This window comes from Aquisalimonas sp. 2447 (assembly GCF_012044895.1).
GTDB lineage: Bacteria > Pseudomonadota > Gammaproteobacteria > Nitrococcales > Aquisalimonadaceae > Aquisalimonas.
This window is the reverse complement of record NZ_CP050695.1, coordinates 3,122,541-3,146,838: the sequence shown is the minus strand read 5'-3', so window position 1 is coordinate 3,146,838 and position 24,298 is coordinate 3,122,541. Positions and strand designations below refer to the sequence as shown.

The 24,298-nt window shown below is 67.7% G+C and carries 19 protein-coding genes; 9 read left to right on the top strand and 10 right to left on the bottom strand.

Annotation, left to right across the window (positions count from 1 at the left end; genetic code table 11):
• The first annotated feature begins 3 nt into the window (after window positions 1-3).
• Window positions 4-426 carry a DUF488 domain-containing protein gene (locus tag KU884_RS14855; protein WP_167783358.1) on the top strand — a complete coding sequence of 141 codons (423 nt, stop codon included), beginning with the start codon at window positions 4-6 and terminating at the stop codon, window positions 424-426.
• A gap of 107 nt (window positions 427-533) precedes the next feature.
• Here KU884_RS14855 and KU884_RS14850 read toward each other — a convergent pair whose 3' ends face one another.
• The 4 genes from KU884_RS14850 to uvrA form a co-directional block, all read right to left on the bottom strand.
• Complete coding sequence (locus KU884_RS14850; RefSeq protein WP_167783357.1) at window positions 534-740, bottom strand: dodecin family protein; 207 nt, start codon at window positions 738-740, stop codon at window positions 534-536.
• 109 nt (window positions 741-849) lie between these two features.
• Window positions 850-1,521: a fibronectin type III domain-containing protein gene (locus KU884_RS14845; RefSeq protein WP_167783356.1), complete on the bottom strand. Its 672-nt coding sequence runs from the start codon at window positions 1,519-1,521 to the stop codon at window positions 850-852.
• Window positions 1,522-1,782: 261 nt separating this feature from the next.
• Complete coding sequence (locus tag KU884_RS14840; protein WP_167783355.1) at window positions 1,783-2,214, bottom strand: fibronectin type III domain-containing protein; 432 nt, start codon at window positions 2,212-2,214, stop codon at window positions 1,783-1,785.
• Between the two features lie 153 nt (window positions 2,215-2,367).
• Window positions 2,368-8,016: an excinuclease ABC subunit UvrA gene (uvrA, locus tag KU884_RS14835; protein ID WP_167783354.1), complete on the bottom strand. Its 5,649-nt coding sequence runs from the start codon at window positions 8,014-8,016 to the stop codon at window positions 2,368-2,370.
• 273 nt (window positions 8,017-8,289) lie between these two features.
• Here uvrA and KU884_RS14830 point away from each other — a divergent pair, with 273 nt between their 5' ends.
• Complete coding sequence (locus tag KU884_RS14830) at window positions 8,290-8,964, top strand: TVP38/TMEM64 family protein (RefSeq protein ID WP_167783353.1); 675 nt, start codon at window positions 8,290-8,292, stop codon at window positions 8,962-8,964.
• Window positions 8,965-9,078: 114 nt separating this feature from the next.
• On the opposite strand, the gene KU884_RS14825 is transcribed toward KU884_RS14830, so the two are convergent.
• Together KU884_RS14825 and KU884_RS14820 are read right to left on the bottom strand one after the other, a co-directional pair.
• Complete coding sequence (locus KU884_RS14825; RefSeq protein WP_167783352.1) at window positions 9,079-9,690, bottom strand: trimeric intracellular cation channel family protein; 612 nt, start codon at window positions 9,688-9,690, stop codon at window positions 9,079-9,081.
• 165 nt (window positions 9,691-9,855) lie between these two features.
• Complete coding sequence (locus KU884_RS14820; RefSeq protein ID WP_167783351.1) at window positions 9,856-10,818, bottom strand: universal stress protein; 963 nt, start codon at window positions 10,816-10,818, stop codon at window positions 9,856-9,858.
• Between the two features lie 164 nt (window positions 10,819-10,982).
• On the opposite strand from KU884_RS14820, the gene KU884_RS14815 reads away from it, so the two are divergent.
• Entirely contained in the window at window positions 10,983-12,014 is a 1,032-nt protein-coding gene (locus KU884_RS14815) for an NADP-dependent oxidoreductase (protein WP_254432072.1), read from the top strand.
• A gap of 97 nt (window positions 12,015-12,111) precedes the next feature.
• Here the strand turns inward: KU884_RS14815 and KU884_RS14810 are convergent, their stop codons facing one another.
• From KU884_RS14810 to KU884_RS14795, 4 genes are read right to left on the bottom strand one after another with little or no spacing between them, the layout of a single operon-like run.
• On the bottom strand, window positions 12,112-12,552 hold the full coding sequence (locus tag KU884_RS14810) for a VOC family protein (RefSeq protein ID WP_167783349.1): 441 nt from the start codon (window positions 12,550-12,552) through the stop codon (window positions 12,112-12,114).
• 24 nt (window positions 12,553-12,576) lie between these two features.
• A complete protein-coding gene (locus KU884_RS14805) occupies window positions 12,577-13,836 on the bottom strand; it encodes an MFS transporter (RefSeq protein WP_167783348.1) in 1,260 nt (419 codons plus the stop codon).
• Complete coding sequence (locus KU884_RS14800) at window positions 13,833-15,077, bottom strand: threonine ammonia-lyase (RefSeq protein WP_167783347.1); 1,245 nt, start codon at window positions 15,075-15,077, stop codon at window positions 13,833-13,835. The genes KU884_RS14805 and KU884_RS14800 overlap by 4 nt, the downstream gene beginning before the upstream one ends.
• 13 nt (window positions 15,078-15,090) lie before the next feature.
• Window positions 15,091-15,522: an acyl-CoA thioesterase gene (locus KU884_RS14795; protein ID WP_167783346.1), complete on the bottom strand. Its 432-nt coding sequence runs from the start codon at window positions 15,520-15,522 to the stop codon at window positions 15,091-15,093.
• Window positions 15,523-15,622: 100 nt separating this feature from the next.
• Between KU884_RS14795 and KU884_RS14790 the strand changes: the two genes are divergently transcribed.
• From KU884_RS14790 to KU884_RS14765, 6 genes are all read left to right on the top strand, one after another.
• Window positions 15,623-16,795, top strand: a complete 1,173-nt coding sequence (locus KU884_RS14790) for a S1C family serine protease (protein ID WP_254432269.1) — start codon at window positions 15,623-15,625, stop codon at window positions 16,793-16,795.
• 59 nt (window positions 16,796-16,854) lie between these two features.
• Window positions 16,855-17,910 (top strand): glucosaminidase domain-containing protein, encoded by a 1,056-nt coding sequence (locus KU884_RS14785; RefSeq protein ID WP_167783344.1) that lies wholly within the window; start codon window positions 16,855-16,857, stop codon window positions 17,908-17,910.
• 90 nt (window positions 17,911-18,000) lie between these two features.
• On the top strand, window positions 18,001-19,071 hold the full coding sequence (locus KU884_RS14780; protein WP_167783343.1) for an efflux RND transporter periplasmic adaptor subunit: 1,071 nt from the start codon (window positions 18,001-18,003) through the stop codon (window positions 19,069-19,071).
• Window positions 19,072-19,077: 6 nt separating this feature from the next.
• The gene (locus KU884_RS14775) at window positions 19,078-22,275 is read left to right on the top strand and encodes an efflux RND transporter permease subunit (protein ID WP_167783342.1); all 3,198 of its coding nucleotides are present in this window, start codon (window positions 19,078-19,080) and stop codon (window positions 22,273-22,275) included.
• Window positions 22,263-23,171 carry a YihY/virulence factor BrkB family protein gene (locus KU884_RS14770; protein ID WP_167783341.1) on the top strand — a complete coding sequence of 303 codons (909 nt, stop codon included), beginning with the start codon at window positions 22,263-22,265 and terminating at the stop codon, window positions 23,169-23,171. The genes KU884_RS14775 and KU884_RS14770 overlap by 13 nt, the downstream gene beginning before the upstream one ends.
• 3 nt (window positions 23,172-23,174) lie before the next feature.
• Window positions 23,175-24,230 carry a Glu/Leu/Phe/Val dehydrogenase gene (locus KU884_RS14765; protein WP_167783340.1) on the top strand — a complete coding sequence of 352 codons (1,056 nt, stop codon included), beginning with the start codon at window positions 23,175-23,177 and terminating at the stop codon, window positions 24,228-24,230.
• Window positions 24,231-24,298 lie beyond the last annotated feature (68 nt).

Here is a 24,298-nt window from a genome sequence, read left to right as displayed (position 1 = left end):
GACATGGAGATCCGTGTCCGACGCATTCACGATCCGCCGGAACCGGGTGATGGCATGCGTGTCCTGGTGGATCGCCTCTGGCCCCGCGGCATCCGCAAGGCAGACGCTGCGCTGGATGTCTGGTTACCCGAGCTGGCGCCATCCACGGAACTGCGCAAGTGGTACGGGCACGAGCCGCAGCGCTGGCCGCTGTTCCGGCAGCGTTATCGCGGCGAACTCGCGGAGCGGCCAGCCGCCCTGGACAACCTCCTGGTCCGCGCCGGTGACGGGCCACTGACGCTTCTGTTCGCAGCCCGGGACCGCGAGCGGAATAATGCCGTGGTGCTGGCCCGGGTGCTGCAGGAGCGGTTGCAGGTGCAGTCCGGAGAGAACTCTTCACCGACCTGCTATGCGGCCGGGTTTCCTCGATACAACGGGTTTGAATGAGGGGCGGGTGATCACCCGGATCGGGCGAATGTCCCTATCCACCCGGCGGTTGCTCGACCGCACCATGGCCACGGGCGGTGTGCCCTGGCCACGGTGCGGGCGGGCCGTCAGTCCTCGTACTTGAAGGAGACGTCCACCTTCACGCGGTACTCGGAAATACTGCCGTCATCATTGAGGTTGAGATCGAACTCCCGAACCTCGGCAACGCGCATGTGGCGAATGGACTTGCGAGCCACCTGTATGGCGTTGTTGGCTGCGTCTTCCCAGGATTTCGGGCTGGTGCCGATGATTTCAACGATCTTGTATGCACTCATCGTTGCTCTCCTCCTTTCTTCGTTTCCGCGAACCTCACTGTCCAGTGTAGTACGTCGGGTCAAGGATCATCTTCGCGGGCCGGTCAGCGCCTTGGCGCGCTCGAGATGCTTAGTTGATCGTCTTTGAAACCTCCGTCGCGTACTCGCTGGTCAGGCCGCCGTCATCGTGGACGCGCACGGTGAAGTAGTAGGTGGCACCGGCGTTCAGGGCGTTGATCTTCGCCGATGTGTTGATGGTTTCGAAGGTCTGTGCATACTCGCCGGGCTCCGGGCCGTACGCCACTTCGTAGTAGCCCACTTCAGCGGCCATGAAATCCGATCCATCCTCCCGGGATGTCGGGGGCTCCCAGGAGAGTGTGACTTCGCCGCTGGTGGCGTCTTCGTCGTCGCTGGAGCCGTCATCGCCCTCGTCATCGGAGCCTTCATCAGAGCCCTCGTCGGAGCCCTCTTCGTCATTCTGGCCGTCGTCAGTATCGTCTTCCGGGGGAAGAGCACCGTCCGAGCCGCCGGCGGAGCCGTCGTCCTGGTCCCCGTCCTCTTCCGTGGCATCGTCCGGGGGTGTGCTGCCGGAGTCGTCATCGTCCTCATCTTCCGGGGGCGTCTCGGTTTCACCGGAGCCGTTGTCGGACCCGGTCTCGCGGCCATCCTCGATAAGGGTGTCCGTTTCGCCACCGTCGCTTTCCTCGACGCAGCCGGCGAGGCCCATGGCAAGGCTCAGGGCCAGGGCGGTAAGCAGCGCCGGGCTTCGGGCGCAGTTGTTGATATTGAAGATTGGAAACACGTCTTGCTCCTGGCCACAGGGGCCGTTCGCTCACAGGGAAGGAAGGCCTGTGATGCTAGGCACCGGGAGGAGCAGGGAGTGTGTTGGCCGTCGCAGGGGGGGTGTGAACCCGTTCACTCTCCTGGGTAATAACTTGTTCGAGTTCACACTTTTCGGCGAGAGTGTCGGGTCTCGGGGACAGTGGTGTCGCCCCGTCGCCGAGAAACCCGGCCAGAATCCGTGAGGTCGGTCCGGTATCGATGAGCCGGTGCGGTCAGGACACTAGTCGACCGTCGCAGAGATTTCCGGCGCAAACTCACTGATCAGGCCGCTGGTGTCGCGGACACGCACCGTGAAGTAGTAGCTTTCGCCAGTGGGCAGCGAGTTGATGCGGGCGGACGTGTTCGCCGTTTCGAAGGTCTCCGTGTAGTCATCACTGCTGCTGCCGTAGGCGATCTCGTAGTGGTCCACTTCGCTTGCCATGAACGTGGTCCCGTCCTCTCGCGACGTGGGCCGCTCCCAGCTCAGGGTGACTTCGCCGTCACCAGAGCCGGACGCGCCGCCGTAGCTATGGGCAGAATCGCCGTTGCCGGGGTTGTCGAAGCCTCCGCCGTTGTCGATGCAACCGCCAAGGATGAGCGACAGGCTCACGCCCACCGCGGCAAGCCCGGAACGAGTCCGGGAAGATCTGCTGGAAAGAATGTCGACAAGCACACACGACTCCTGGCCACACGGCCCGTTAGCCCACAGGGAAAGAGGACCTGCGATGCTATGGGTCAGGGGAAAGGCGAGGTGTGCGCCCTGTCTCAGGGGCTATGTGAAGGCGTTCACGATTCTGGGTAACCGACTGTTTGAGCTAATTTTTTCTCATTTTTTCTGTTGGGTCGGGGCGACAGTGTCGCCGCTTTCGTCGCCGAGAAACTCGGCCAGGATACGTGCTGTATGGGAGTGCCCGGCGTCCTTGACGGCGACATCGTCCGGGACGCCCCGGGCGACGACATTGCCGCCGCCGTCGCCGCCCTCCGGTCCGAGATCGATGAGCCAGTCCGCTTCGGCGATCAGGTCCAGGTTGTGCTCGATGAGCACCACCGTGTTGCCGGCGTCCACCAGCCGGTGGAGCACGTGGATGAGCTTCTCCACGTCGGCCATGTGCAGGCCCACGGTGGGTTCATCCAGCACGTACACCGTGTGCTGCTGCTGGCGACCCTTCATGTTCGGCCGTGCCTTGGCCAGCTCGGTGACCAGCTTGATGCGCTGGGCTTCGCCGCCGGACAGTGTCGGGCTCTGCTGCCCGAGGGTGAGGTACCCCAGGCCCACCGCCTGCAGGAGCTGCAGGGCATGGTGGATTTTCGGGTGGGCGCCGAAGAATTCCACCGCCTCGTCCACGCTCATTTTGAGCACGTCGCCGATGGATTTGTCCTTGTAGGTCACCGCCAGTGTCTCCTGCGTGAATCGCAGGCCAAAGCACAGCTCGCAGGGCACGGTGACGTCCGGCAGAAAGCTCATTTCCACCTTCTTCACGCCCTGGCCGTCGCAGCCGGGGCAGCGGCCGTCCTTGGTGTTGAACGAGAACCGCCCGGCGTTGTAGCCGCGCACCCGCGCCTCTTCGGTATTGGCATAGAGCCGGCGGATGTCGTCCCAGAAGCCGATGTAAGTGGCCGGGCAGGAGCGCGGCGTCTTGCCGATGGGGGTCTGGTCCACTTCCAGCACCCGGTCCACGTAGCCCGCGCCGGTGATGCCCGCGCAGCCGTCGAGGGTGGGCACCGGGTCGCTGGGGCGACGGCCGGTGAGTCGCTTCAGCCCCGACTGCAGCACGCCCCGCACCAGCGACGACTTGCCGCTGCCGGACACGCCGGTGACGCACACCAGCCGCTGCAGCGGGATGTCCACGTCCACCCCGGCCAGGTTGTGCAGGCTGGCCTGACGCACGGCCAGGGTCTGCTCCGCCGGGAAGCCGCGCCGCTCGCCGCGCAGCGGGTGCTGCAACGGGTTGGACAGTGCCCGGCCGGTGACGGAGTCCGGGTTCTTCAGCAGCGCGTCCACGGTGCCCTCGGCCACCACGCGGCCGCCGTTCACCCCGGCTCCCGGGCCCAGGTCGATGACGTGTTCGGCGCGGCGGATGGTGTCTTCGTCGTGCTCCACCACCACGATGGTGTTGCCCTTGCCCTCCAGGCGCTGGAGCGTGTCCAGCAACATGCGGTTGTCCCGCGGGTGCAGGCCGATGGTGGGCTCGTCCAGCACGTAGCACACCCCCTGGAGGTTGGAGCCGAGCTGCGCGGCCAGGCGGATGCGCTGGGCCTCACCGCCGGAGAGCGTCGGTGCGCCCCGGTCCAGCGCGAGATAGCCCAGCCCCACCTGCTGCAGGAAGTCCAGCCGGTTGCGCAGCTCCGGCAGGATGTCCTGGGCGACGGCCGCATCGCGGCCTTCCAGGGTCAGGCGCTGGGCCCACCCGGCGGCATTCGCCACGGACTGTTCCGAAATGGCGGCGATGTTGCGGTCCTTGAAACGCATCGCCAGCGCCACCGGGTTGAGCCGCTGGCCGTCGCAGGTGGGGCAGGTCACCGGTTCGGCGTCATCCTCGTTCCAGGCGTTCTCCTCGCCGGTCTGCTCGGCGTCGAAGCCCGGCAGTACCTGCCCGGTGCCGAAGCACGACGGGCACCAGCCGTGCTTGGAGTTGTAGGAGAACATCCGCGGGTCCGGTTCTTCGAAGCTGGTGCCGCAGGAGGGGCAGGCGCGCTCGCTGGAGAACACCACGTCCGTCGCGCCCCCCGCGGCGAGCTTCAGGGTGTGCTTGCCGTACTCGAGAGCGTGTTCAACGGCGGTGCGCAGGGCGTTTTCGTTGGCCGGGTCCACGGTGAGCGTGGCCACCGGGAGGTCGATATCGTGCTCGCGGAACCGGTCCAGCCGCGGCCAGTCGGCGGTGGGCAGGTAATCGTTGTCCACCCGAAGCTGTTCGAACCCCTTGTTGGCCGCCCACTTGGCGAGATCCGTGTATACGCCCTTGCGTGCGGCGATGAGCGGCGCCAGCAGGGTGATCTCCGTGCCACGGTAGTCCGAGAGGATGCGCGCGCAGATGGCCTCCGGCGTCTGCGCCTGGATGGGCACGTCGCAGTCCGGGCAGTACTGGGTGCCCAGCTTCACGTATAGCAGCCGCAGGAAGTGGTGCACCTCGGTCATGGTGGCCACGGTGGACTTCCGCCCGCCGCGGCTGGTGCGCTGCTCGATGGCCACCGTGGGCGGGATGCCGAAGATGGCCTCCACGTCCGGCCGGCTGGCGGGCTGCACGATCTGCCGCGCGTAGGCGTTCAGCGACTCCAGGTACCGCCGCTGCCCCTCGTTGAAGAGGATGTCGAAGGCCACGGTGCTCTTGCCGGAGCCGGACAGGCCGGTGATCACCGTGAGCTTGTTGCGCGGAATGCGGATGTCGATGTTCTTGAGGTTGTGCTCCCGGGCGTGGTGAATGGTGATGGCGTTCGGCTGGTGGTAGGCGGCGGGTGCCTCGGCGACGGCAGATGCCTCTGTAGGAGCGGCGCAAGCCGCGACCATCGCCTGCTGCCCATCGCCGTCGCCCGTCAGCTCGCCATTCGCCGCCTCCGGCGGCGTCGCGGCTTGCGCCGCTCCTACAGGGCCGTTGATTGCCCGGTAATCCCGCAGCGCCTTGCCGGTATGGCTCGCCTCCACCGCCATCACGGCATCCGGCGTCCCCGCCGCCACCACGGTACCGCCCTGGTCACCGCCCTCCGGCCCCAGGTCGATGAGCCAGTCGGACGTGGCGATAACGTCCAGGTTGTGCTCGATCACCATCAGCGAGTGGCCCGCTTCCAGCAGCCGCTCGAAGGCCTGCAGCAGCACCGCCACGTCCGCGAAGTGCAGCCCGGTGGTGGGCTCGTCGAACAGAAACAGGTTGCGGCCCTGGCCCTTGCGCCGCCGGGCCGCTTCCCCCAGGTGGCCGGCCAGCTTCACCCGCTGGGCCTCGCCGCCGGAGAGCGTCGGCACGGGCTGGCCCAGCTTGATGTAACCGAGCCCCACCGCCTCCAGCGGCTCCAGCCGGTTGCGGATCTCGCGGCTGTCGCCGAAAAAGCGCACCGCCTCGGTGACCGTGAGCTCCAGCGCCTCGGCGATGGAGCGGGGGGCGTCGTCCACGCCGGCTGCCGGCGGCAGCTTCACCTCCAGCACCTCGTCGCGGTAGCGCCGGCCGTCGCAGTCCGGGCAGCGGATGTAGACGTCGGAGAGGAACTGCATCTCCACGTGCTCGAAGCCGTTGCCGCCGCAGGTGGGGCAACGTCCGGCGCCGCCGTTGAAGCTGAAGGTGCCGGGCTTGTAGCCGCGTTCCCTGGCCAGCGGCTCGGCGGCGTAGGCCTTGCGGATCGCCTCGAAGGCGCCCACGTAGCTGGCCGGGTTGGAGCGGGTGGTCTTGCCGATGGGGGACTGGTCCACCAGCACCACATCGTCCAGGTGCTCGTCGCCTTCCAGTGAGTCCAGGTGGCCGGCCGGGTTGGTGGCGTGGCCCTTGCGGCGGGCCAGGGTGGCGAAGAGCACGTCGGTGACCAGGGTCGACTTGCCCGAACCGGAGACGCCGGTGACGCACACCAGCCGCTCCAGGGGGATGTCCACGTCCAGCCCCTGCAGGTTGTGCTCGGTGGCGCCCCGCAGGCGCAGCCAGTGTTCCGGCGGGTCGTGGCGGACGCTTGGTCGCGCCTCGGCGACGCTGCGCCGGCCGGCCAGGTAGTCGCCGGTGAGCGAGCCCTCGGTGCCGGCCACCGTGTCGGGGGTGTCGAAGCAGACGATGTTGCCGCCGCGCTCGCCCGGCCCGGGGCCGATGTCGAGGATGCGGTTGGCGGCGCGCATGACGTCCGGGTCGTGCTCCACCACCAGCAGCGAGTTGCCGGCGTCGCGCAGGCGATGCATCACCTCGATGATGCGGCCCATGTCGCGCGGGTGCAGGCCGATGCTGGGCTCGTCCAGCACGAACAGGGTGTTCACCAGCGACGTGCCCAGCGCCGTGGTCAGGTTGATGCGCTGGACCTCGCCGCCGGAGAGCGTGCGCGACTGCCGGTCCAGGGTGAGATAGCCCAGCCCCACCTGGGTGAGATACCGCAGGCGGCCGCGGATGCCGTCGAGCAGGAGTTCGGCGGCCTCGTCCAGCGGCGCCGGCAGGTGAACGTGATCGAAGTACTCTCGCAGGCGCCCCAGCGGCAGGTTGAGCATGTCCTGCAGGTTGAGCCCCGGCAGACCCAGGAAGCGTTCGTGTTCCAGGCGCGCCCCCTGCGGCCGGTAGCGATGGTCCCGCGCCACGACGCGATCGACCTCGTCATGTCCGCCCACGCGCCACAGCAGCGGTTCTGGTTTCAGGCGGGCGCCGTCGCACTCGGGGCAGCGGTCGTAGCTGCGGTAGCGGGAGAGCAGCACCCGCATGTGCATCTTGTAGCTCTTGCGCTCGACCCAGTCGAAGTAGCGGCGCACACCGTACCAGCAGCGCTGGTTCCAGCCGCCTTCGCCCTCGATCACCCAGTCGCGGTGATGCTGAGGCAGGTCCTTCCAGGGGATGTCCGTGGCAATGCCCGCCCGGCGCGCATAGCGCATGAGATCCGTCTGGCACTCCGCCGAGCGGCCGGACTGGAACGGGCGGATGCAGCCCTCGGCCAGAGTCTTGTTCTCGTCCGGGATCACCAGCGAGTAGTCGATGCCCATGACCCGGCCGAAGCCGCGGCAGGTCTCGCAGGCACCCACCGGCGAGTTGAACGAGAACAGGCTGGAGGAGGGCGCCTGGTAGTGGATGTCGCAGTCGGCGCAGTGGAAGTCTGCGGAGAAGCGCCAGGGATCCAGCGGCTTGCGGTCATCGTCCAGCGGATGCACGGCCACGTTGCCGCGGCCCAGGTGCAGACCGGATTCCAGCGCCTCCACCAGGCGATCGCGCCGGTCATCGGCCAGGCGCACCCGGTCCACCACCACCTCCACGCGGTTCTTCAGCGTCCTGTGGAATCGGGTGTAGCCCTGGCTTTCCAGCAGCCCCTTCAGCTCCTTGGCGGTGAGCCCCCTGGGTACGGCCACCGTGGCCACCACCATGGCCCGCTGCCCCTCGGCGCGGGCGAGCAGGCGCGCGGCAATGCTCTCCGGGTCGTCCTTCTGCACGCGCTGGCCGCAGCCGCCGCAGTAGAGCTGCGCCGTGCGCGCGAACAGCAGCTTCAGGTGGTCGTTGAGCTCGGTCATGGTGCCCACGGTGGAGCGGGACGTGCGCACCGGGTTGTTCTGGTCGATGGCAATGGAGGGCGGGATGCCCTCGATGGCGTCCACCGCCGGCTTGTCCATGCGGTCCAGGAACTGCCGCGCGTAGGGCGAGAAGGTCTCCACGTAACGCCGCTGGCCCTCGGAGTACACGGTGTCGAAGGCCAGGGACGACTTGCCCGAGCCGGACACCCCGGTGAGCACCACCAGCTCGCCCAGGGGCAGGTCGATGTCGAGATTGCGGAGGTTGTTCTGGCGGGCGCCCTTGATGCGGATCACGTCGTGGGACATGCCACCCCCGGTCACCGTGGAAAGACGGGGAGTATAACGGGAATGGTGGCGGCTTTGTGGGTTCGCGCCTGCCGCGTCCGTCGCTGGCCGGTTGGTGAGTGGCGGCGGACTGGGGGTGCCTGCGCTGCCGTGACGCCTTGCGTGCGGAGATCGATGGGGTGGTGGGCTTCCATGGCGTGAGGCATGCAATACTGGGAATCAGGACAGGGCAGGTGTCGATCCCCTGCCCTCGGTGGCCTATGACCCCTGAATGTCGGTGGTGTCCTCGTGCGTGTGCGTAACCGTCCATATCTGGTGCTGGGGCTACTGGGCGCCGTTGTGGTGCTGGCCGTCCTGTGGACCTTTCTGTCCCCGGGGGAGGGCTGGCAGGCCGAAGGTCTCCAGGCCCTGGGTCAGCGTTTCGCCGACGCCGCCTGGTTTCCCTGGCTGATCTTCGTCATCGTCGTCATAGCGCAGCAACTGGCCGTGCCCTACCTGCTTCTGGTGGCTCTCACGGTGATCCTGCTAGGGGCTTTGCAGGGTTTTGCCGTGGCTTATGCGGCGACGGTCGTGGGCTCCCTGCCCGGTTATCTGGTCGGTACGCTCTACGGCCGCGAGATCCTGGAGAGGTACGCGAGCCCGAAGGTGGAACGACTGGATCGCGCGTTCGCGCAGCGAGGGGCGGTCGGGGTGATTGTGGTCAATTTGTTCCCGGTGCTTCCTCATACCATGATCAATGTTGTGGCCGGTGCCAGCCGGCTTCGTTGGCATCATTTCCTGCTGGGCACCGCCGCCGGACTCTTTCCGTCGACGCTGGTGATCATGATCCTCACGCAGATCCTGCTGCAGTTCGAGCGTATGCCGACCGCCGCCGAGGCTTTCTGGGCGCTGGTGGTCACCGCGCTTCTGGTGCTGGCAGCCTGGTGGTTCGGGCGGTATCTGTGGCGGCGTCTGGATGATGCTCAGTAGGGACGGGTTGGCGTGGGCGCCCGGCTCCCCGGAAGGATCACTGGATGAACGCCCGTGTCCGCGAGCGGCGGCGCCATGTCGTTACGTATGCCTACTGGCAGGGTCCCGCCTGGATTATCGCCTCGCTCTCGGCACGGATGGCAGATTCAGGCCCCACCGTATCGCCAGAACGCGAAGCCCGATCACTACCACCACGCCCAACGAGAATGCCAGCGTCTCGGGAACCTGGAGCGCGTGCAGGACCAGGTAGGTAACGATCCCCGTAATGGCTGCGGTGGCGTAGATCTCCTTCTGCAGTACAAGCGGGATACGGGCCGTGATCATATCCCGCAACATGCCGCCCATGACACCGGTCATGGTGCCCATGATGATCACGATCAGGGGGGAATGCCCCGCCTCCAGCGCCAGCTTGGCGCCGGACATGGCGAATATGGCCAGCCCGAAGGCATCCGCCACCAGGAAAAGCACCCCCGGCGGCGGGCGGAGAGAAAGATACACCACCGTCGCCAGGGCGGAGGCGACGATGGTGACCAGGTACCAGTGATTGACCACCCAGAAGATCGGGTGGTGTCCGAGCAGCAGGTCCCGCAGGGTGCCACCACCGATGGCGGTGAAGGTGGCGACGATGATCACCCCGAACAGGTCCAGGTCGCGGTCCCGGGTGGCAAGTACGCCGCTGGCGGCAAAAACGGCCACTCCGGCGAGATCCAGGTAGTACAGCAGCACGTGATCTCCAGTCCAGGGCGGTCCCGGTCGCAACGGCAACCGAACCGCTGAGCACCGTCGATGCATGCTGATTCGAATCCATGGGCTGTGCAAGCATCCCGCGATGACGCGGCTGCTTGCTTCCCGGGGAGAGCGCCGCCTGCTGCCAGGTCCCGGCGAACGCCGTCAGCCGATCACCGTCACCGGGCAGCGGGCGCCGTGGAGGAGTTTCTGGCTTACGCTGCCCACCAGCAGCTCCTGCACGCGTCCGAGTCCGCGGCGGCCGATGATGATCTCCGCCGGGCCGATTTCCCGCAAGTAGTCCAGTACGGCATGCGCCGGTTCGCCGCGACGGCGCACTTCGACGATATCCAGGCCGGTTGCGCCGGTGTCCGCCATGGTGTCCCTCGCTGAGTCGAACGCTTCCCGCGCGGAGTCGTCCCCCAATTGCGCAAAGGCTTCTTCGGCGAAGGGGCCGACATCGGCACTGCCGCCGAGGTCACCGGAGAGCAGCGGCACTTCCTGGGGCGAGCCCGGGAATGCGTGCAGAAGGTGGATCCGGGCGCCGGTGCAGCGGGCCACGGTGGCGGCATGGGCGGCGGCGCGGCAGGCGGAGTCCGAACCGTCCACCGGCACCACCAGGGGTTCCGCGTGACCGTCGTCCGTCTCGCCGCCGTCATGGCCAGCGGTGACCACGGTGACCGGGCCGGGTACGCGGTGGATCACGCGTTCACTGACGCTGCCCACCAGGAGTTCGCGCACGCGGCCGAGGCCGCGCCGGCCCATGACCACCTGAACCCCATGACCGTCGCCGACGAACGCGCTGATTGCCTCTGCCGGATCGCCGTCGAGGACATGTTCGCTGGCGGTCTGGTCCGGCTCGAGCTGCTGGCGCGCGCGCTGCAGCGCACGGCGGGCGCTCCCGTTGCGCAGTGCCTCGAAGGCTTCCGCGGTCATGCGCTCGGAGCTGGTGTGGCCCGGCTGGGTGCCGATGCGCTCCATGAGCGCCTGCACGGAACCCGGGAACGCGTGTGCCAGGTGGAGCTCCGCGCCCGTGGCCCGGCTGAGTCGTACCGCGAATCGTACGGCCGCTTCCGCGTGGTCGGAGCCGTCCACGGGAATGATCAGGTCCTCGATGCCGTAGTCCAATGGTCCATCCTCGGAGGGCTGTCAGGGACACCGAGTACAGCACGGAAACACCCGGTTCCGGTTTGATCCATGTCAATCCGTGCGGTCAGTGTTCCGGCCGCCCGCAAATCGTCGCTGCCTGTTACCCTTGCGGACGTTCGCCAACCCGAATGGAGGAGAATCGAATGGCCGGTAATCAACGCATCATCCTGGCGCAGCGTCCGGAAGGCATGCCTGACGAGAACGATCTGCGCCTGGAGGAGGGATCCATGCCCGAGGCCCAGGACGGCCAGGTCCTGCTGCGCACCATCTACTTGTCCCTGGATCCGTACATGCGCAGCCGCATGAGTGCGGCCAAGTCCTACGCCCAGTCCGTGGAGGTGGGTAGCGTCATGGAAGGCGGTACGGTCTGCGAGGTGGTGGAGTCACGCCACCCGGACTGGCAGGCCGGCGATATCGCTCTGGCACACACCGGCTGGCAGACGTATGCCGCCGTGGACCCGAAGGGTCTCAAGCGCCTCAACCCGGAGGATGCCCCGATCAGTACCGCCGTGGGTGTGCTCGGCATGCCCGGCTTCACCGCCTACGTGGGCATGGTGGAGCACGGCCGGCCCCAGGCCGGCGAGACCGTGGTGGTGTCCGCCGCCAGCGGCGCCGTGGGCCAGGTGGTCGGTCAGCTGGCGCGCCACTGGGGTTGTCGCGCCGTGGGTGTTGCCGGTGGCCCGGAGAAGTGCCGTTTCGTGACCGAGGAAATGGGCTTCGATGCCTGCGTTGATCACCGCTCGCCCACCTTCGAGGACGACCTGGCCGCGGCCTGTCCCAACGGCGTGGACGTGTACTGGGAAAACGTGGGCGGCAAGGTGCAGCAGGCGGTGCTGCCGCTGTTCAACGAGTTCGCCCGGGTGCCGGTGTGCGGCATCATTGCCCACTACAACGACACGGAGACGCCCGAGGGTCCGAACCTGCTGCCGGCGTTCATGCGGCAGATACTGACCAAGCGCCTCAGCGTCCGCGGTTTTATCCAGTTCGATCATGCCGACCGCCGCCGCGAGTTCTTCAAGACCGTCGCGCCCCTGGTGAAGGACGGCACCATCCGCCACCGCGAGGATATCGTCGACGGGCTGGAGAACGCCGTATCCGCGTTCCAGGGCCTGCTCACTGGCAAGAACTTTGGCAAGCTGCTGGTGCAGGTCAGTGAGGATCCCACCCGCAAGTGATTGACCCGCAACCCCTGTAGGAGCGGCGCAAGCCGCGACCCGTTCCAGAACCTCTGGAATCGGTCGCGACTGACGTCGCTGCTACAGGGGGCGGCGATCACCAGGTCCCGGTGTTCTCCATGGACTTCCACGGTTCCTGCTCCGGCAGCGGGTCGCCTTCCTGCAGCAGTTCGATGGAGATGCCGTCCGGGGAACGGATGAACGCCATGCGGCCGTCCCGGGGCGGGCGGTTGATGGTGATGCCGGCGTCCATCAGGGACCGGCACAGCGCGTAGATGTCCTTGACCCGGTAGGCCAGGTGGCCGAAATTGCGGCCGCCGCTGTACTCCTCCGGATCCCAGTTCCAGGTGAGTTCCACCATGGGCGCCCGGTCCCGCCGTGCCCGCTCCTCGTCCTCCGGGGCCGCCAGGAACACCAGCGTGAAACGTCCGGCTTCCACCTCCCTGCGGCTGATTTCCACCAGGCCGAGTTTGTTGCAGTAGAAGTCTAGGGACTCGTCCAGATCGCTGACCCGTACCATGGTGTGCAGGTATTGCATGTGCGGCTCCTCGCCTGTTCAGCGTTAACGGGAACGGTTGCCGGGATCGCGGGGACTCGGGGTGAACCACGCGCGCCCGCTGCGTACTCCGACGATGACCACGATACCCGCGGCGATCAGGGTAAGGCCACCAAGGGTGATCATGGTGGGCTCCAGGCCGATCCAGTCGCTGCTGGAGCCGACGCCCAGGACCACCGTCGCCATGGTCAGATACGCCAGCACGTAGAAACTCGACACCACTTCGCCACGCCGGTCGGCGGGGGCCTCGCGACTGATGGTGGCCACCGCCCCCATGGCGGTGACGCCGGCGCCGAACGCGGTGGTCACCGTTCCCAGGGCAAAGATCCAGGGCGAGGTGAGTACGATGCCGGCAACACAGATGACCATGCCGGCGCCCAGGATCCAGGGCCCCGTGAACAGCAGCCGTGCCGGGTGCTGGCGGCGGGCCGTGAACTGTCCCACGCCGGCGACGAACTGGAATGCCGCGGCGTACAGGCCGGCCAGGGCGCGGTCGTCGATGCCCACCAGTTCGGTGGCCAGGGACGGCCCCAGCGAGGCGTACAGACTGCCGGTGGACCAGGCCAGACACATGGCACCGCCAGCCAGGGCGAAACTCCCGAGGATCTCCCGCGGCACCGACAGGCGTGCGGGCCGCCAGTGACGCAGGCGAAAGCCGGCCTTGCGCTGCCCCACCCGGCGTGGCCAGCGGACCTTGACCAGCAACACGATGCTGGTGACTGCCAGGGCTGCCACCAGCAGGAACGGGGTTACCAGTGGCCAGAAGTCCAGTCGCAGCATGGCGGAACTCACCAATGGCCCGGCGGTGGCGCCGGCGGTGAGGGTGAGTGCGGAGATGGCCGCGGAGTGCGCCCAGTTCTTGTCCGGGTCCAGTTCCACCAGGGCCGCGGTGGCGGTGCCGGTCACGATGCCGGTGCCGATCCCCGTAAGCAGCCGGCCGGTGCCGAGCCATGCGATGTCCGTGGCCACCGCGAACAGCAGCGCAGCGATCACCATGCATACCAGGCCGGGCACCAGCACCTGGCGTCGGCCGGCCAGGTCGGACAGAGGCCCAACGGTGAGCAGAGCACCGATCACGCCGATGACGTACACCGAGAACACCGCCGTGAGCGCCGTGCCGGAGAACCCCCACTCCGCCTGCCAGACGGCGTACAGGGGGGTGGGTACGTTGCTGGCGAAGATGGCGGTGAAGATGGCCAGCACCGCCGCAAGTCTCGGCAGCAGTCGGCCACGTCGCGCCCGGTGCCGGAACGTCGACGAACTCACGTGGTGCTCCGGCGTTCCACCGGGTGCAGGTCGGAGACATCCGGGAGTACCGGGTCGTAGCCGTTGTCACGCAGGGCGGCAAGCACCTCTGCCAGATGGTCGTCGCCCAGGGTTTCCAGGGTGACCTCCACTTCCACCGCCCGCAGGGGCAGGTCGGTGAACTGTCGCTGATGAGCGATCTGGATGATGCCGGCGTTGTGGTCCGCCAGCACGCGGGTAAGGTCGGCCAGTGCACCGGGCACGTCCGGGGTGCCCACGCGCACGCGGACGACACGCTGGGTGCGCACCAGACCGCGCTGAATCACCGACGACAGGGCCAGCAGGTCGATGTTCCCGCCGCACAGGACCAGGCCCACCCGCCGCCCGCGGAACCGTTCCGGGTGAGCGAGCAGGGCGGCCAGGCCGGCGGCGCCGGCACCTTCCGCCACCGTTTTCTCGATTTCCAGCAGCAGCAGGATGGCCTGTTCCAGGTCCGGCTCGTCCACCAGCAGGATCTCGGAGACCAGATCGCGCACCAGCGGCAGGGTAAGAGTGCCCGGGACCTTCACGGCAATGCCTTCGGCGATGGTGGGCGGCCCGGTGGCGATGGTCGCGCCGGCGATCGCCTGCTGCATGGCCGGAAAGCGCTCCGTCTGCACGCCGACGATCTCGATGTCGGGATTGATGGCGCGTGCCGCCACGGCCATGCCGCCGATCAGGCCGCCGCCGCCGACCGGAACCACCAGCGTGTCCAGACCGGGAACCTCGGTCAGCATCTCCAGGGCAACGGTGCCCTGGCCGGCGATGACATGCTCGTCGTCGTAGGGATGCACGAACACGTAGCCGTGCTTTGCCGCAAGCTCCTCCGCGTAGCTGCCCGCCTCGGCGACACCGTTGCCGTGCAGGTGCACCTCGGCGCCGAATCGCCGGGTATTGGTGACCTTGAGGTTCGGTGTGTGGCGGGGCATGACAATGACGGCGCGAATCCCCAGGCGCTGGGCGTGGTAGGCCAGCGCCTGGGCGTGATTGCCCGCCGACATGGCGATCACGCCGCGTTCACGCTCCTCCGGCGACAGGGCCAGCAGCCGGTTCAGCGCGCCGCGCTCCTTGAACGCGGCGGTGAACTGGTGGTTCTCGAACTTGAGATAGAGCTCGCAGCCGGTCATGCTCGAAAGTGTGTGCGAGCGATCGCAGCGAGTCCGCTGGATGCCGTCGCGGATCGCCGCTGCGGCCTGCCGTACGGTGTCAATGGTGACTGCCATGGTCGGGAACCCCTCAGGTTTCGAGGTGTCTGGTTGCCAATGGCGGAACCGGCCGTGGCAGCCCCTGATCGTCCATGGCCACGTAGGTAAACAGCCCGTCGGTCACCAGCAGCCGCTCCCTGGCGCCGCCGCCGCGCAGTACCCAGGCCTGCACTTCCACCGTCATGGAAGTGCGTCCCACCCGGTGCAGGGTGGCGTAACAGCAGAGCACGTCGCCCACGTACACGGGCAGGTGGAACTTCATGGATTCAACGGCCACGGTGGCCACCCTGCTGCCTGCGTGCTCGGCTGCAAGCAGGCTGCCGCCCACGTCCATCTGTGACAGCAGCCAGCCGCCGAAGATGTCCCCGGAGGGGTTCGTGTCCGCCGGCATGGCAAGGGTGCGCAGCATCAGGTCACCGGTGGGGCTTTCGGGGGTCATCGGGCTGTCCTTGTGACTGTTCATGGCTTTATCGTGCCATTGTAACGAACCCTGCAGCGTCGGCGGTCCTGCATAGGCCGTCCGTATATCAGGGTGACTGGACACCAGGAGGGAAGTCGTGCCCATGCCGGTTCGCGCTCGTTGTCGATTGCTGTCGTGCTGCCTGGTGCTGCTGTCCGTGGCCGGGTGCGCGTCCGGACCGGAGACCACGCCGGCCCCCGACCTGCTGGATCAGGTGCGGATCCCGTTCACCGAGGGTGTGCCGGTGGAGCCGGACATGCCGGAGTTGCGCACCGAGGGCCTGGGTGATGCGGAACTCGGGGCGGTGCGGTTGTACCGCGACAGTATCCGCGGCGTGGTCAATATCACCTCGCTCAGCGCCTTCCGCACCCGCTTCGGCGGTGTGCTGCCAGGGGGTGGCACCGGCAGTGGTTTCATCATCGATCAGGAGGGCACCGTGGTGACCAATCACCATGTGGTCCAGGGTGGCCAGCGGCTGATCGTGACGCTCCATGATGGCAGTCACTATCGCGCCACCGTCGTGGGAACCGATCCCGAGCTGGACCTGGCGGTGCTTCGCTTTGATCCCCAGGGGCGCCGCCTGACCGCGCTGCCCAGGGGCAACAGCGCGCACCTGCAGGTGGGGCAGGACGTATTCGCCCTGGGCAATCCCTTCGGCCTGGAGGGCACCCTCACCAGCGGCGTGGTTTCCGCATTGAACCGGCCGGTACGGATTCCGTCCGGCTTCATCATGCGTGACCTGATCCAGACCGACGCAGCCATCAATCCGGGCAACTCCGGCGGGCCGCTGCTGGACTCCCGGGGCCGCGTGGTGGGGGTCAATACCATGATGATTTCACCGTCCCATGGTAGCGTGGGGATCGGCATGGCCATCCCGGCGGATGCGGTCGACCGCATTGTGTCGCAGATCCTCGCCGAGGGGGGTGTGCGCCGGGGATGGATTGCGATTCAGGGTGTGGCTCTGACGCCGCGCCTTGCCGCAGCCGGCGGCGTGCCGGTCAATCGCGGCATTCTGATTACCGATGTCGTCCCGGGCAGTCATGCAGAAGCCGCCGGCCTGCGTGGGGGTGATGCCCGGCGCACTGTGCGTTTCGGGCCGCACCGGGTGCCTCAGGGCGGTGATGTGTTGCTGGAAGTCAACGGCCAGCCCGTGACCGATGTCGCCGAACTGCTGGCGACCCTGGAGGCCACCCGGCCCGGCGACCGGGCCGAGTTGATCGTGTTGCGTGACGGCGAGCGCCGGCACGTGATGGTCACCCTTGGCGGGCGGTCGTAGCCGACGAACTCCGGCGGGACGCCTGCCCTGAGGGGCGAGAGACAGAGGAGTGGACACGCATGAGCGAGACAGAGACCACCGGCGCTTCACTATGGCAGTCGCGGCGGTTACGGCTGGTGGCAATGGTGGGCGTGGGTGCGGTAGTGGTGCTGGCCGTTGCCGGCTGGGCGTTGCTGCAGACAGAGGAAACCCCGTCGCCCGCTGCGCTGGTGGACCGGGACGAGGAACTGCCCGAGGACATTCCGGAGCTGCCCGCCGATATCACCTACGGCGAGCGCCAGGATATCCTGCCGCCCATGGTGGAGCTTCGGGCCGAGTCGGCAGCGGAGCTCCAGCGCGTGTTCGCCGTGTTCGACTACGACTGGCCGCCGGGCGACAGCCTGCCGGCACTGTCCGTGGGCGCCTTCCCGCCCCTGGGTGAGCTCAGCGTGGACGAGCGCAAGTCCCTGTTCTTCCGCACCCTGCTGCCGCTGATCGTGGCGGAGAACCAGATCATGCTGGAGACCCGCTCCGCCATTGGCGAGGCCTATGCCGACGGCGCCGTGGCAGAGGACTCCCGCGAGGAGCGGTTGCTGGAGACCCTGGGCGCGCGCTTCCGGGTGGAGGGAGACGTCAACGATGCCGCGTTCCGGGAGGAACTGCTGCGGCGGGTGGACGCCGTGCCCCCGAGCATGGCCCTGGCCCAGGCGGCCAACGAGAGCGGCTGGGGGCAGTCCCGCTTCACCCGCGAGGCCAACAACCTCTTCGGCGTCTGGACCTGGCACGAGGAACGGGGCATCGTGCCCGAGCAACGGGCTGCCGGGGCTACGCACTTCGTGCGCGTGTTCCCGAATCTGCGCGCCTCGGTTCGCAACTACCTCTACACCATCAACGTCGGCAACGCCTACAGCGATCTCCGCCAGATGCGCGCGCAGCAGCGCGCCGGGAACGAGGGATTGTCGGGCCTGCGCCTGGCGGAGGGACTGGAGCGCTACTCCGAGCGCGGGCAGGCCTACGTGGACGAGATCCAGAGCATGATCCGGGTCAACGATCTCCATGAGCTCGGTCAGCCGGAGCTCACCCGCGTGGACGTGCAGCAGTTGCTGGAGGATGAACCCGTGGATGTGCTGGACTGAAGGCCGGGCCTAGGCGTCCACGGGAGGATTCGTGCCCTGCCCGGGCATGGCGGGCCTCATGATCTGACCGCGCGGGAGAGCGCACTCTGCATGTTTCCGGGACGCTGTTCGGCATTGTTTCTGTGGCCCGCCGCCGTTGTGCTCGCGCTGCTTCTGGCTGCGTGCGTGGAAGGTGACGGCGACGACGGCGGCGGCGCCGTGGAGGACCACGGCACGGCCATTGCCGCCGTGGAGATCCAGCCCCGGGACCTCTCACGTCAGCTGTCGGTGTCGGCCACGGTGGAGCCGCGGGTTCGCATCCGCCTGGCGAGCCGTGCCGATGGCACCCTGGACGAGGTGCGACCGGAGGTGGGGGATGCCGTGGGTGCCGGCGACGTGCTGGCGCGCCTGGATGTCTCGGAGGAACAGGCCGAACTCGACCGCGCCCGCGCCCAGGAAGACGACGCCCGCCGGCAGTACCAGCGCACCCGCGAGCTGCGTGATCAGGGGGTGGCCAGCGCCGCCGCCCTGCAGCGGGACGAGGCCCTGTTGCAGGTGGCCGAGAGCGAGCGGCGCCTGTGGCAGAGCCGGGTCGCGTTCGGCGCGGTGGAAGCGCCCCGGGATGCGGTGGTCACGGCACGTCATGTGGAGCCGGGCGAGGCGGTGGATGCCCGGCAGACCCTGTTCGAGCTGGCAGCCATGGATGAGCTGGTCATGCGCCCCGGCGTGAGCGAGCTGGACGTGGCCCACCTGAAGGAGGGCATGGAGGTGCCCCTGCGCCTGGATGCCATGCCCGGCGAGGCGCTCCAGGGGCATATCCGCCGGATCTTTCCCATGGCCGCCAGTGACAGTCGGCTGGTGACGGTGGAGATCGCCCTCCCGGATGATGCGGCGGAGCGCGGCGTGCGGCCGGGCTACCTGGGCCGTGTTCGCATGGCCATTGATCGTCGTCCGGACAGCCTGGCGGTGCCCGCGGGGGCGCTGGGCGAGGATGACGACGGCCGGTACGTGTACGTGGTCGAGGACGAACAGCTGCGGCGTCGTGGTGTCGAGCCCGGTGTCACCCGGGGCGAGTGGACGGAAATCCTCGATGGCCTGGAGCAGGGCGAGGTGGTGCTGGCCACCAATCCGCTGGACATGACCGATGGCCAGTCCGTGCGCATCGTGGGCTGGCGGGGGTGACGCCGCATGAGCGATGAGCGGCAACCGCAGCGCCGGAGCCTGGCGAATACCGCCATCCGGCGCCCGGTGGGCACGCTGGCCCTGGCCTCGGTGGTGTTCGTGCTGGGGCTGTTCTTCATCGACCGCCTGCCGGTGGACCTGCTGCCCCACATCGAGTACCCGCAGATCCGCGTGACCGTGAACTATCCCGGGGTCGCGCCGGAGGTGATGGAGGAGCAGGTGACCCGGGTGCTGGAGCAGAACCTGGCGGCCACCGAGAACCTGGTGACCATCGACAGCCGTGCGTCACAGGGCCGCACCAACGTCAATCTCCACTTCGAGTACGGCACCAACCTGGATCTCGCCCTGCAGGACGCCTCGCGCCACCTGGAGCTGGCACGCACCCAACTCCCGCCGGACATCGAGCCGCCGCGGCTGTACAAGTTCGACCCGTCCCAGGATCCGGTCTGGCAGGCCGGTTTCAGCTCCACCGTACGCAGCGAGGTGGAGGTGCGCGACTGGATGGAGAACGAGCTGGCGCCCCAGCTCGTGGCCATCCACGGCGTCTCCGGGGTCGAGGCCGCCGGCGGGCTGGTGCGCGAGATGGAGGTGATCGTCGACCAGCAGCGGCTGCGTTCCTACGGCATGGGCCTCGGCCATGTTGCCGACGCCCTGGCCGGCGAAAACGTGGACATCGCCGCCGGCTGGGTGACTTCCGAGACCTTCGACGTCATGGCCAAGACCGACGGCCTGTTCACGTCCGCCGATGACATCCGCAACGTGCTGCTGCCGTTGCCGGGCAATGCCGCACGCCAGATCCCGGTCACCGAAGTGGCGGAGGTGCGCGACGGCCATCGTGAGCAGCGCGTGCTGGTGCGGCTGAACGGCACCTCCGCGGCGCAGTTGTCGGTGTTCAAGCTGCCCGAAGCCAATACCGTTGACGTGGTGGACAGCGTCAACAGCACCCTGCGACACCTGGACCGGTCGGGGTTCATGCCGGAGGACATCGAGTTCGAGGCCACCCGCGACCCCGCCTACTTCGTTCGTGGTGCCATCTCTGCCGTGGGCACCGCGGCAGTGCTCGGGGGCACGCTGGCCATGCTCCTGGTGCTGCTGTTCCTGGGGAGTCTGCGCAAGGGCTTCGTGATCGGCCTGTCCATCCCCATTGCGCTGATGGCGACCTTCGCCCTCATGGGCGTGAGCGGCCTGACCCTGAACCTCATGAGCCTCGGCGGGCTCGCCCTGGGTGTGGGGCTGCTGCTGGACAACAGCATCGTCATGCTGGAGAACATCTACCGGCACCGCGACCAGCTGGGCAAGTCGCCCCGGCAGGCGGCCCACGACGGCGCCCGGGAAGTGGTCTCCGCCATTACCGCGGGCACGGCCACCAACCTGGCCGCCGTGCTGCCGTTCCTGCTCGTTACCGGGATGGCCGCGCTGGTGTTCCGGGAGCTGATTCTCACCATTGCCTTCGCCATTCTGGCCACCCTGGCGGCGGCGCTCACCCTCGTGCCGACACTGGCGGCGCTGCTGGGCGGCATTCGCTTCCGCAGCCACCTGGACGAGACCCGCCTGCTGCGTGGGTTCAATGCCCTGGTGGCGTGGCTGCGCCGGCGATACCGGCGGTTCATGCCGCGGGTCGTGCGCTGGCGCTGGGGCGTGCTGGGGCTGGCCGCTGCGCTGTTCATCGGCGCAACGCAGGTGTTCGGCACCCTGGGCAACGAGTTCCTGCCCCAGGTGGACGACGGCAACATCAATGTCCGCCTGCACCTGCCCCCGGGGACATCGCCGTCGGAGACCGATGCCGCCAAGCGCCGGGTGGAAACGGTGATCCAGGACATGCCCCACGTGGAGAGCGTTTTCACCATTGTGGGCGGCCATCTGGGCGGCGGCGTGATCAACGAGCGTCCGGGCACGGCGCGGAGCTCGGTACAGCTGGCACCGGCGGATCAGCGTCCCGATATGCCGGCGGGGATCTGGGTGGACGAGGCGCAATCGCGACTGGATGCCCTGGATATCCCGGGCGCGCGCATCACCGTGAGCCCGCCGGGCATTCAGGGCCTGCAGTTCACCACCCGTGGGGATGATCTCTCCATCGGGGTGGTCGGCGAGGACCTGGACACCATGCAGGGGGTGGCCCGGGAAATCGTCTCCCGCCTCCAGGACATCCACGGTCTCGAGGGCGTGGAAATCAACCGTGAGGACGCGACGCCGTTGCTGAGCGTGCGCGTCGACCGGGAGCGCGCCGCCGACTATGGGCTGCGGGTGTCGCAGGTGGGCGAGGCCATCCGCCAGGTGGTGGATGGTGCCGTGCCCACCCGGTTCATGACCCGCAACCAGGAGTACGACGTCCGCGTGCGCCTGCCCGACGACGCCGTGGGTGATCAGGAGACTCTGGGCGAGATGCTGCTTTACCGGCCCAACGGCGAGCCCGTGCAGCTGCGGGACGTGGCCGAGTTCTCTCTGGGCGAGGGGCCCGCCCACATCGAACGGGAGAACCAGAGTCGCATCGTGCGGGTGGTGGGCGACATCAACCAGGAGCTCACCGATGTAGGCACCGTCATGGTGACGGTGGACAATCGCCTGGAGGGCCTGGAACTGCCGGAGCACTACAGTCTGCTTTACGGTGGCCAGTGGGAGACCATCCAGGAGACCAACCGGGAGCTGGCCATGGTCATCGCCCTGGCCGTGTTCCTGGTGTTCGTGGTGCTGGCGGTGCAGTACGAACGGCTCAGCAATCCGCTGGTGATCATCAGTGCCGCACCGCTGTCCCTGGTCGGCGTGACCGCTATCCTCTGGGCTACGGGCACCGTGATCTCGGCGCCGGTGCTCATCGGCATGATCCTGCTCATCGGCATTGTCGTGAACAATGCCATTCTGCTGCTGGAGTACATCGAGATCGGGCGCCGTCGTCAGGGATTGAGCCTTGCACGGTCGGTGATCGCCGCCGGGGGCGTGCGACTCCGACCCATTCTGATGACCACCCTGACCACCGTGCTGGGCATGACACCGCTGGCCGTGGGCATGGGGGCGGGTACCGAGATCATGCAGCCCCTGGCGCTGACGGTGATCGGCGGCTTGCTCATGGGCATGGTGCTGACCCTGCTGGTGGTACCCTGCCTGTACCTGGTGGTGAGCGCCGCGGCGGAGTGGCTGAAAGCGTGGCTGCTCGGCGGCGCCGGTGCCGCCGTGGCTGGAGACGAAGAGGCAACATGCCGGTCATAGCAGCAGCGAAGACGTGGTTCCAGGTGTTCAAGGGGGCGGTCCAGCTCTGGCTGGACCGCAATGCCTTTGCCTACGCGGGGGCGCTGGCTTTCTACACCCTGTTCTCACTGGCCCCGGTGATGATCATCGCCATCACCATCATCGGTGTTGTCCTCGGGCCGGAGGCGGCCCAGGGGCAGATCGTGGATCAGCTGGAAGGGGCCATCGGTGCCGATGCCGCCGAGGCGGTGGAAGGGGCGGTGGCCGCATCGCGCCTTGAACAGGCGGGCTGGCTGCCCACGGTCATCGGTGTCGGCGCCATCCTGATCGGCGCGACCACGGTCTTTGCGCAGATGCAGCTGTCGCTGAATGCCATCTGGGGTGTGGCGGCACGCCCGAGCCGGAGCGGGCTGCTGATTCTGCTCAAGAACCGTCTGCTGTCGTTCAGCGTGGTGCTGGTGATCGGGTTCGTCATGCTGGTCTCGATGCTCCTGACGGTGATGTTGCGCGCCGTGATCCGGTTCGCCGAGGAGTGGCTGCCGGTGCACGCCAGCGTGGTCGGTTTGACCGAGCTCACACTGTCCATCGCCCTGATTACGCTGTTGTTCGCCATGGTCTTCCGCATTCTCCCCGACGTGGTGCTCAGCTGGCGGGAGGTCATCCCGGGTGCGCTGGTCACGGCACTGCTGTTCGTGTTCGGGCGCTACCTCATCGCTACCTACCTGACCATGGCGGCGCCTGCCTCCGCCTATGGCGCGGCCGGGTCACTGGTGCTACTCCTGTTGTGGGTGTATTACTCGTCCCTGATCCTGTTGTTCGGTGCCGCGTTCACCAAGACCCTGTTGCTCCATCGAGGCGGCAGGGTCATCCCGCGTAACATGGCAGTCCGGGTACACAACGAACTGGTGGACGATTAAGCCTTGAGTATCTTCGAGCACGTGGAGTACGACGGTCACGAACAGGTGTGTTTCGGCCATGATCCGGTCACCGGACTGCGTGCCATCATCGCCGTGCACAACACCCGACTCGGCCCGGGGCTGGGAGGGCTGCGCATGTGGCCCTATGGCTCCGAGGCGGAAGCGGTCACCGATGTCCTGCGCCTGTCCCGCGGCATGACCTACAAGAACGCCATGGCCGGTCTGGCCCACGGCGGCGGCAAGGCCGTGATCATCGGCGATCCGCGTCGGCACAAGTCACCGGAGCTGATGCGGGCCATGGGCCGGTTCATCGAGCGTCAGGCGGGCTGCTACATCACCGCGGAGGACTCCGGCATCAGTGTCCACGACCTGCAGGCGCTGGCCGAGGTCACACGCTTTGTCACCGGTGTGAAGGCGCATCGCGGCCCCGACGGCGAAGTGCTGACCGGCGATCCCTCCCCGGCGACGGCGCTGGGCGTGTTCACCGGTATTCGTACCGCGGTGCGGCACGCCCTGCAACGGCAGGATCTGCAGGGCCTGACGGTGGCGATCCAGGGCCTGGGCAGCGTTGGTTACCGGCTTGCCGCACACCTGCACGAGGCGGGGGCCCGGCTGGTGGTGAGTGACATCAATCCGGCGCCGGTGGAGCAGGCGAGAGATGCCTTCGGCGCGGAGATTGCCAGTGTCGACGCCATTCACGCGGCCAAGGCGGATGTCTACTCACCCTGCGCCCTGGGTGCCGCCATCAACGACCATACCCTGCCGGAATTGCATGCCCGGATCGTCGCCGGGGCTGCCAACAACCAGCTGCAGGGCCCGGATCACGGGCGCGAGTTGCACCGCCGCGGCATCCTCTATGCGCCGGATTACGTAATCAACGCCGGGGGCGTCATTGATGTCGGCGCCCAGTGGGGGGAGTATGACGCCGCGCGGGTGCGGGAGCGGGTGCTTGCCATCGGGGAGACGCTGGACCAAGTGTTCCGGGAGGCCGAGTCCTCGGGGGAGCCGCCGGAGGTTGTTGCCGACCGCATCGCCGAGCGGCGTTTCCGGGGGCCGTAACGTCTGCGCTCTAGGCGTGGTGCATCAAGATGCAGCCTACGGATACCCTAGCCCGGCGTAGGGTGCAT

Excerpts from the sequence above, each read along its gene's own strand:
- KU884_RS14855 (WP_167783358.1), top strand. The coding sequence starts at position 4 with ATGGAGATCCGTGTCCGACGCATTCACGATCCGCCGGAACCGGGTGAT.
- KU884_RS14850 (WP_167783357.1), bottom strand. The coding sequence starts at position 740 with ATGAGTGCATACAAGATCGTTGAAATCATCGGCACCAGCCCGAAATCC.
- uvrA (WP_167783354.1), bottom strand. The coding sequence starts at position 8,016 with ATGTCCCACGACGTGATCCGCATCAAGGGCGCCCGCCAGAACAACCTC.
- KU884_RS14815 (WP_254432072.1), top strand. The coding sequence starts at position 10,983 with ATGGCCGGTAATCAACGCATCATCCTGGCGCAGCGTCCGGAAGGCATG.
- KU884_RS14810 (WP_167783349.1), bottom strand. The coding sequence starts at position 12,552 with ATGCAATACCTGCACACCATGGTACGGGTCAGCGATCTGGACGAGTCC.
- KU884_RS14800 (WP_167783347.1), bottom strand. The coding sequence starts at position 15,077 with ATGGCAGTCACCATTGACACCGTACGGCAGGCCGCAGCGGCGATCCGC.
- KU884_RS14795 (WP_167783346.1), bottom strand. The coding sequence starts at position 15,522 with ATGAACAGTCACAAGGACAGCCCGATGACCCCCGAAAGCCCCACCGGT.
- KU884_RS14790 (WP_254432269.1), top strand. The coding sequence starts at position 15,623 with ATGCCGGTTCGCGCTCGTTGTCGATTGCTGTCGTGCTGCCTGGTGCTG.
- KU884_RS14785 (WP_167783344.1), top strand. The coding sequence starts at position 16,855 with ATGAGCGAGACAGAGACCACCGGCGCTTCACTATGGCAGTCGCGGCGG.
- KU884_RS14780 (WP_167783343.1), top strand. The coding sequence starts at position 18,001 with ATGTTTCCGGGACGCTGTTCGGCATTGTTTCTGTGGCCCGCCGCCGTT.
- KU884_RS14775 (WP_167783342.1), top strand. The coding sequence starts at position 19,078 with ATGAGCGATGAGCGGCAACCGCAGCGCCGGAGCCTGGCGAATACCGCC.
- KU884_RS14770 (WP_167783341.1), top strand. The coding sequence starts at position 22,263 with ATGCCGGTCATAGCAGCAGCGAAGACGTGGTTCCAGGTGTTCAAGGGG.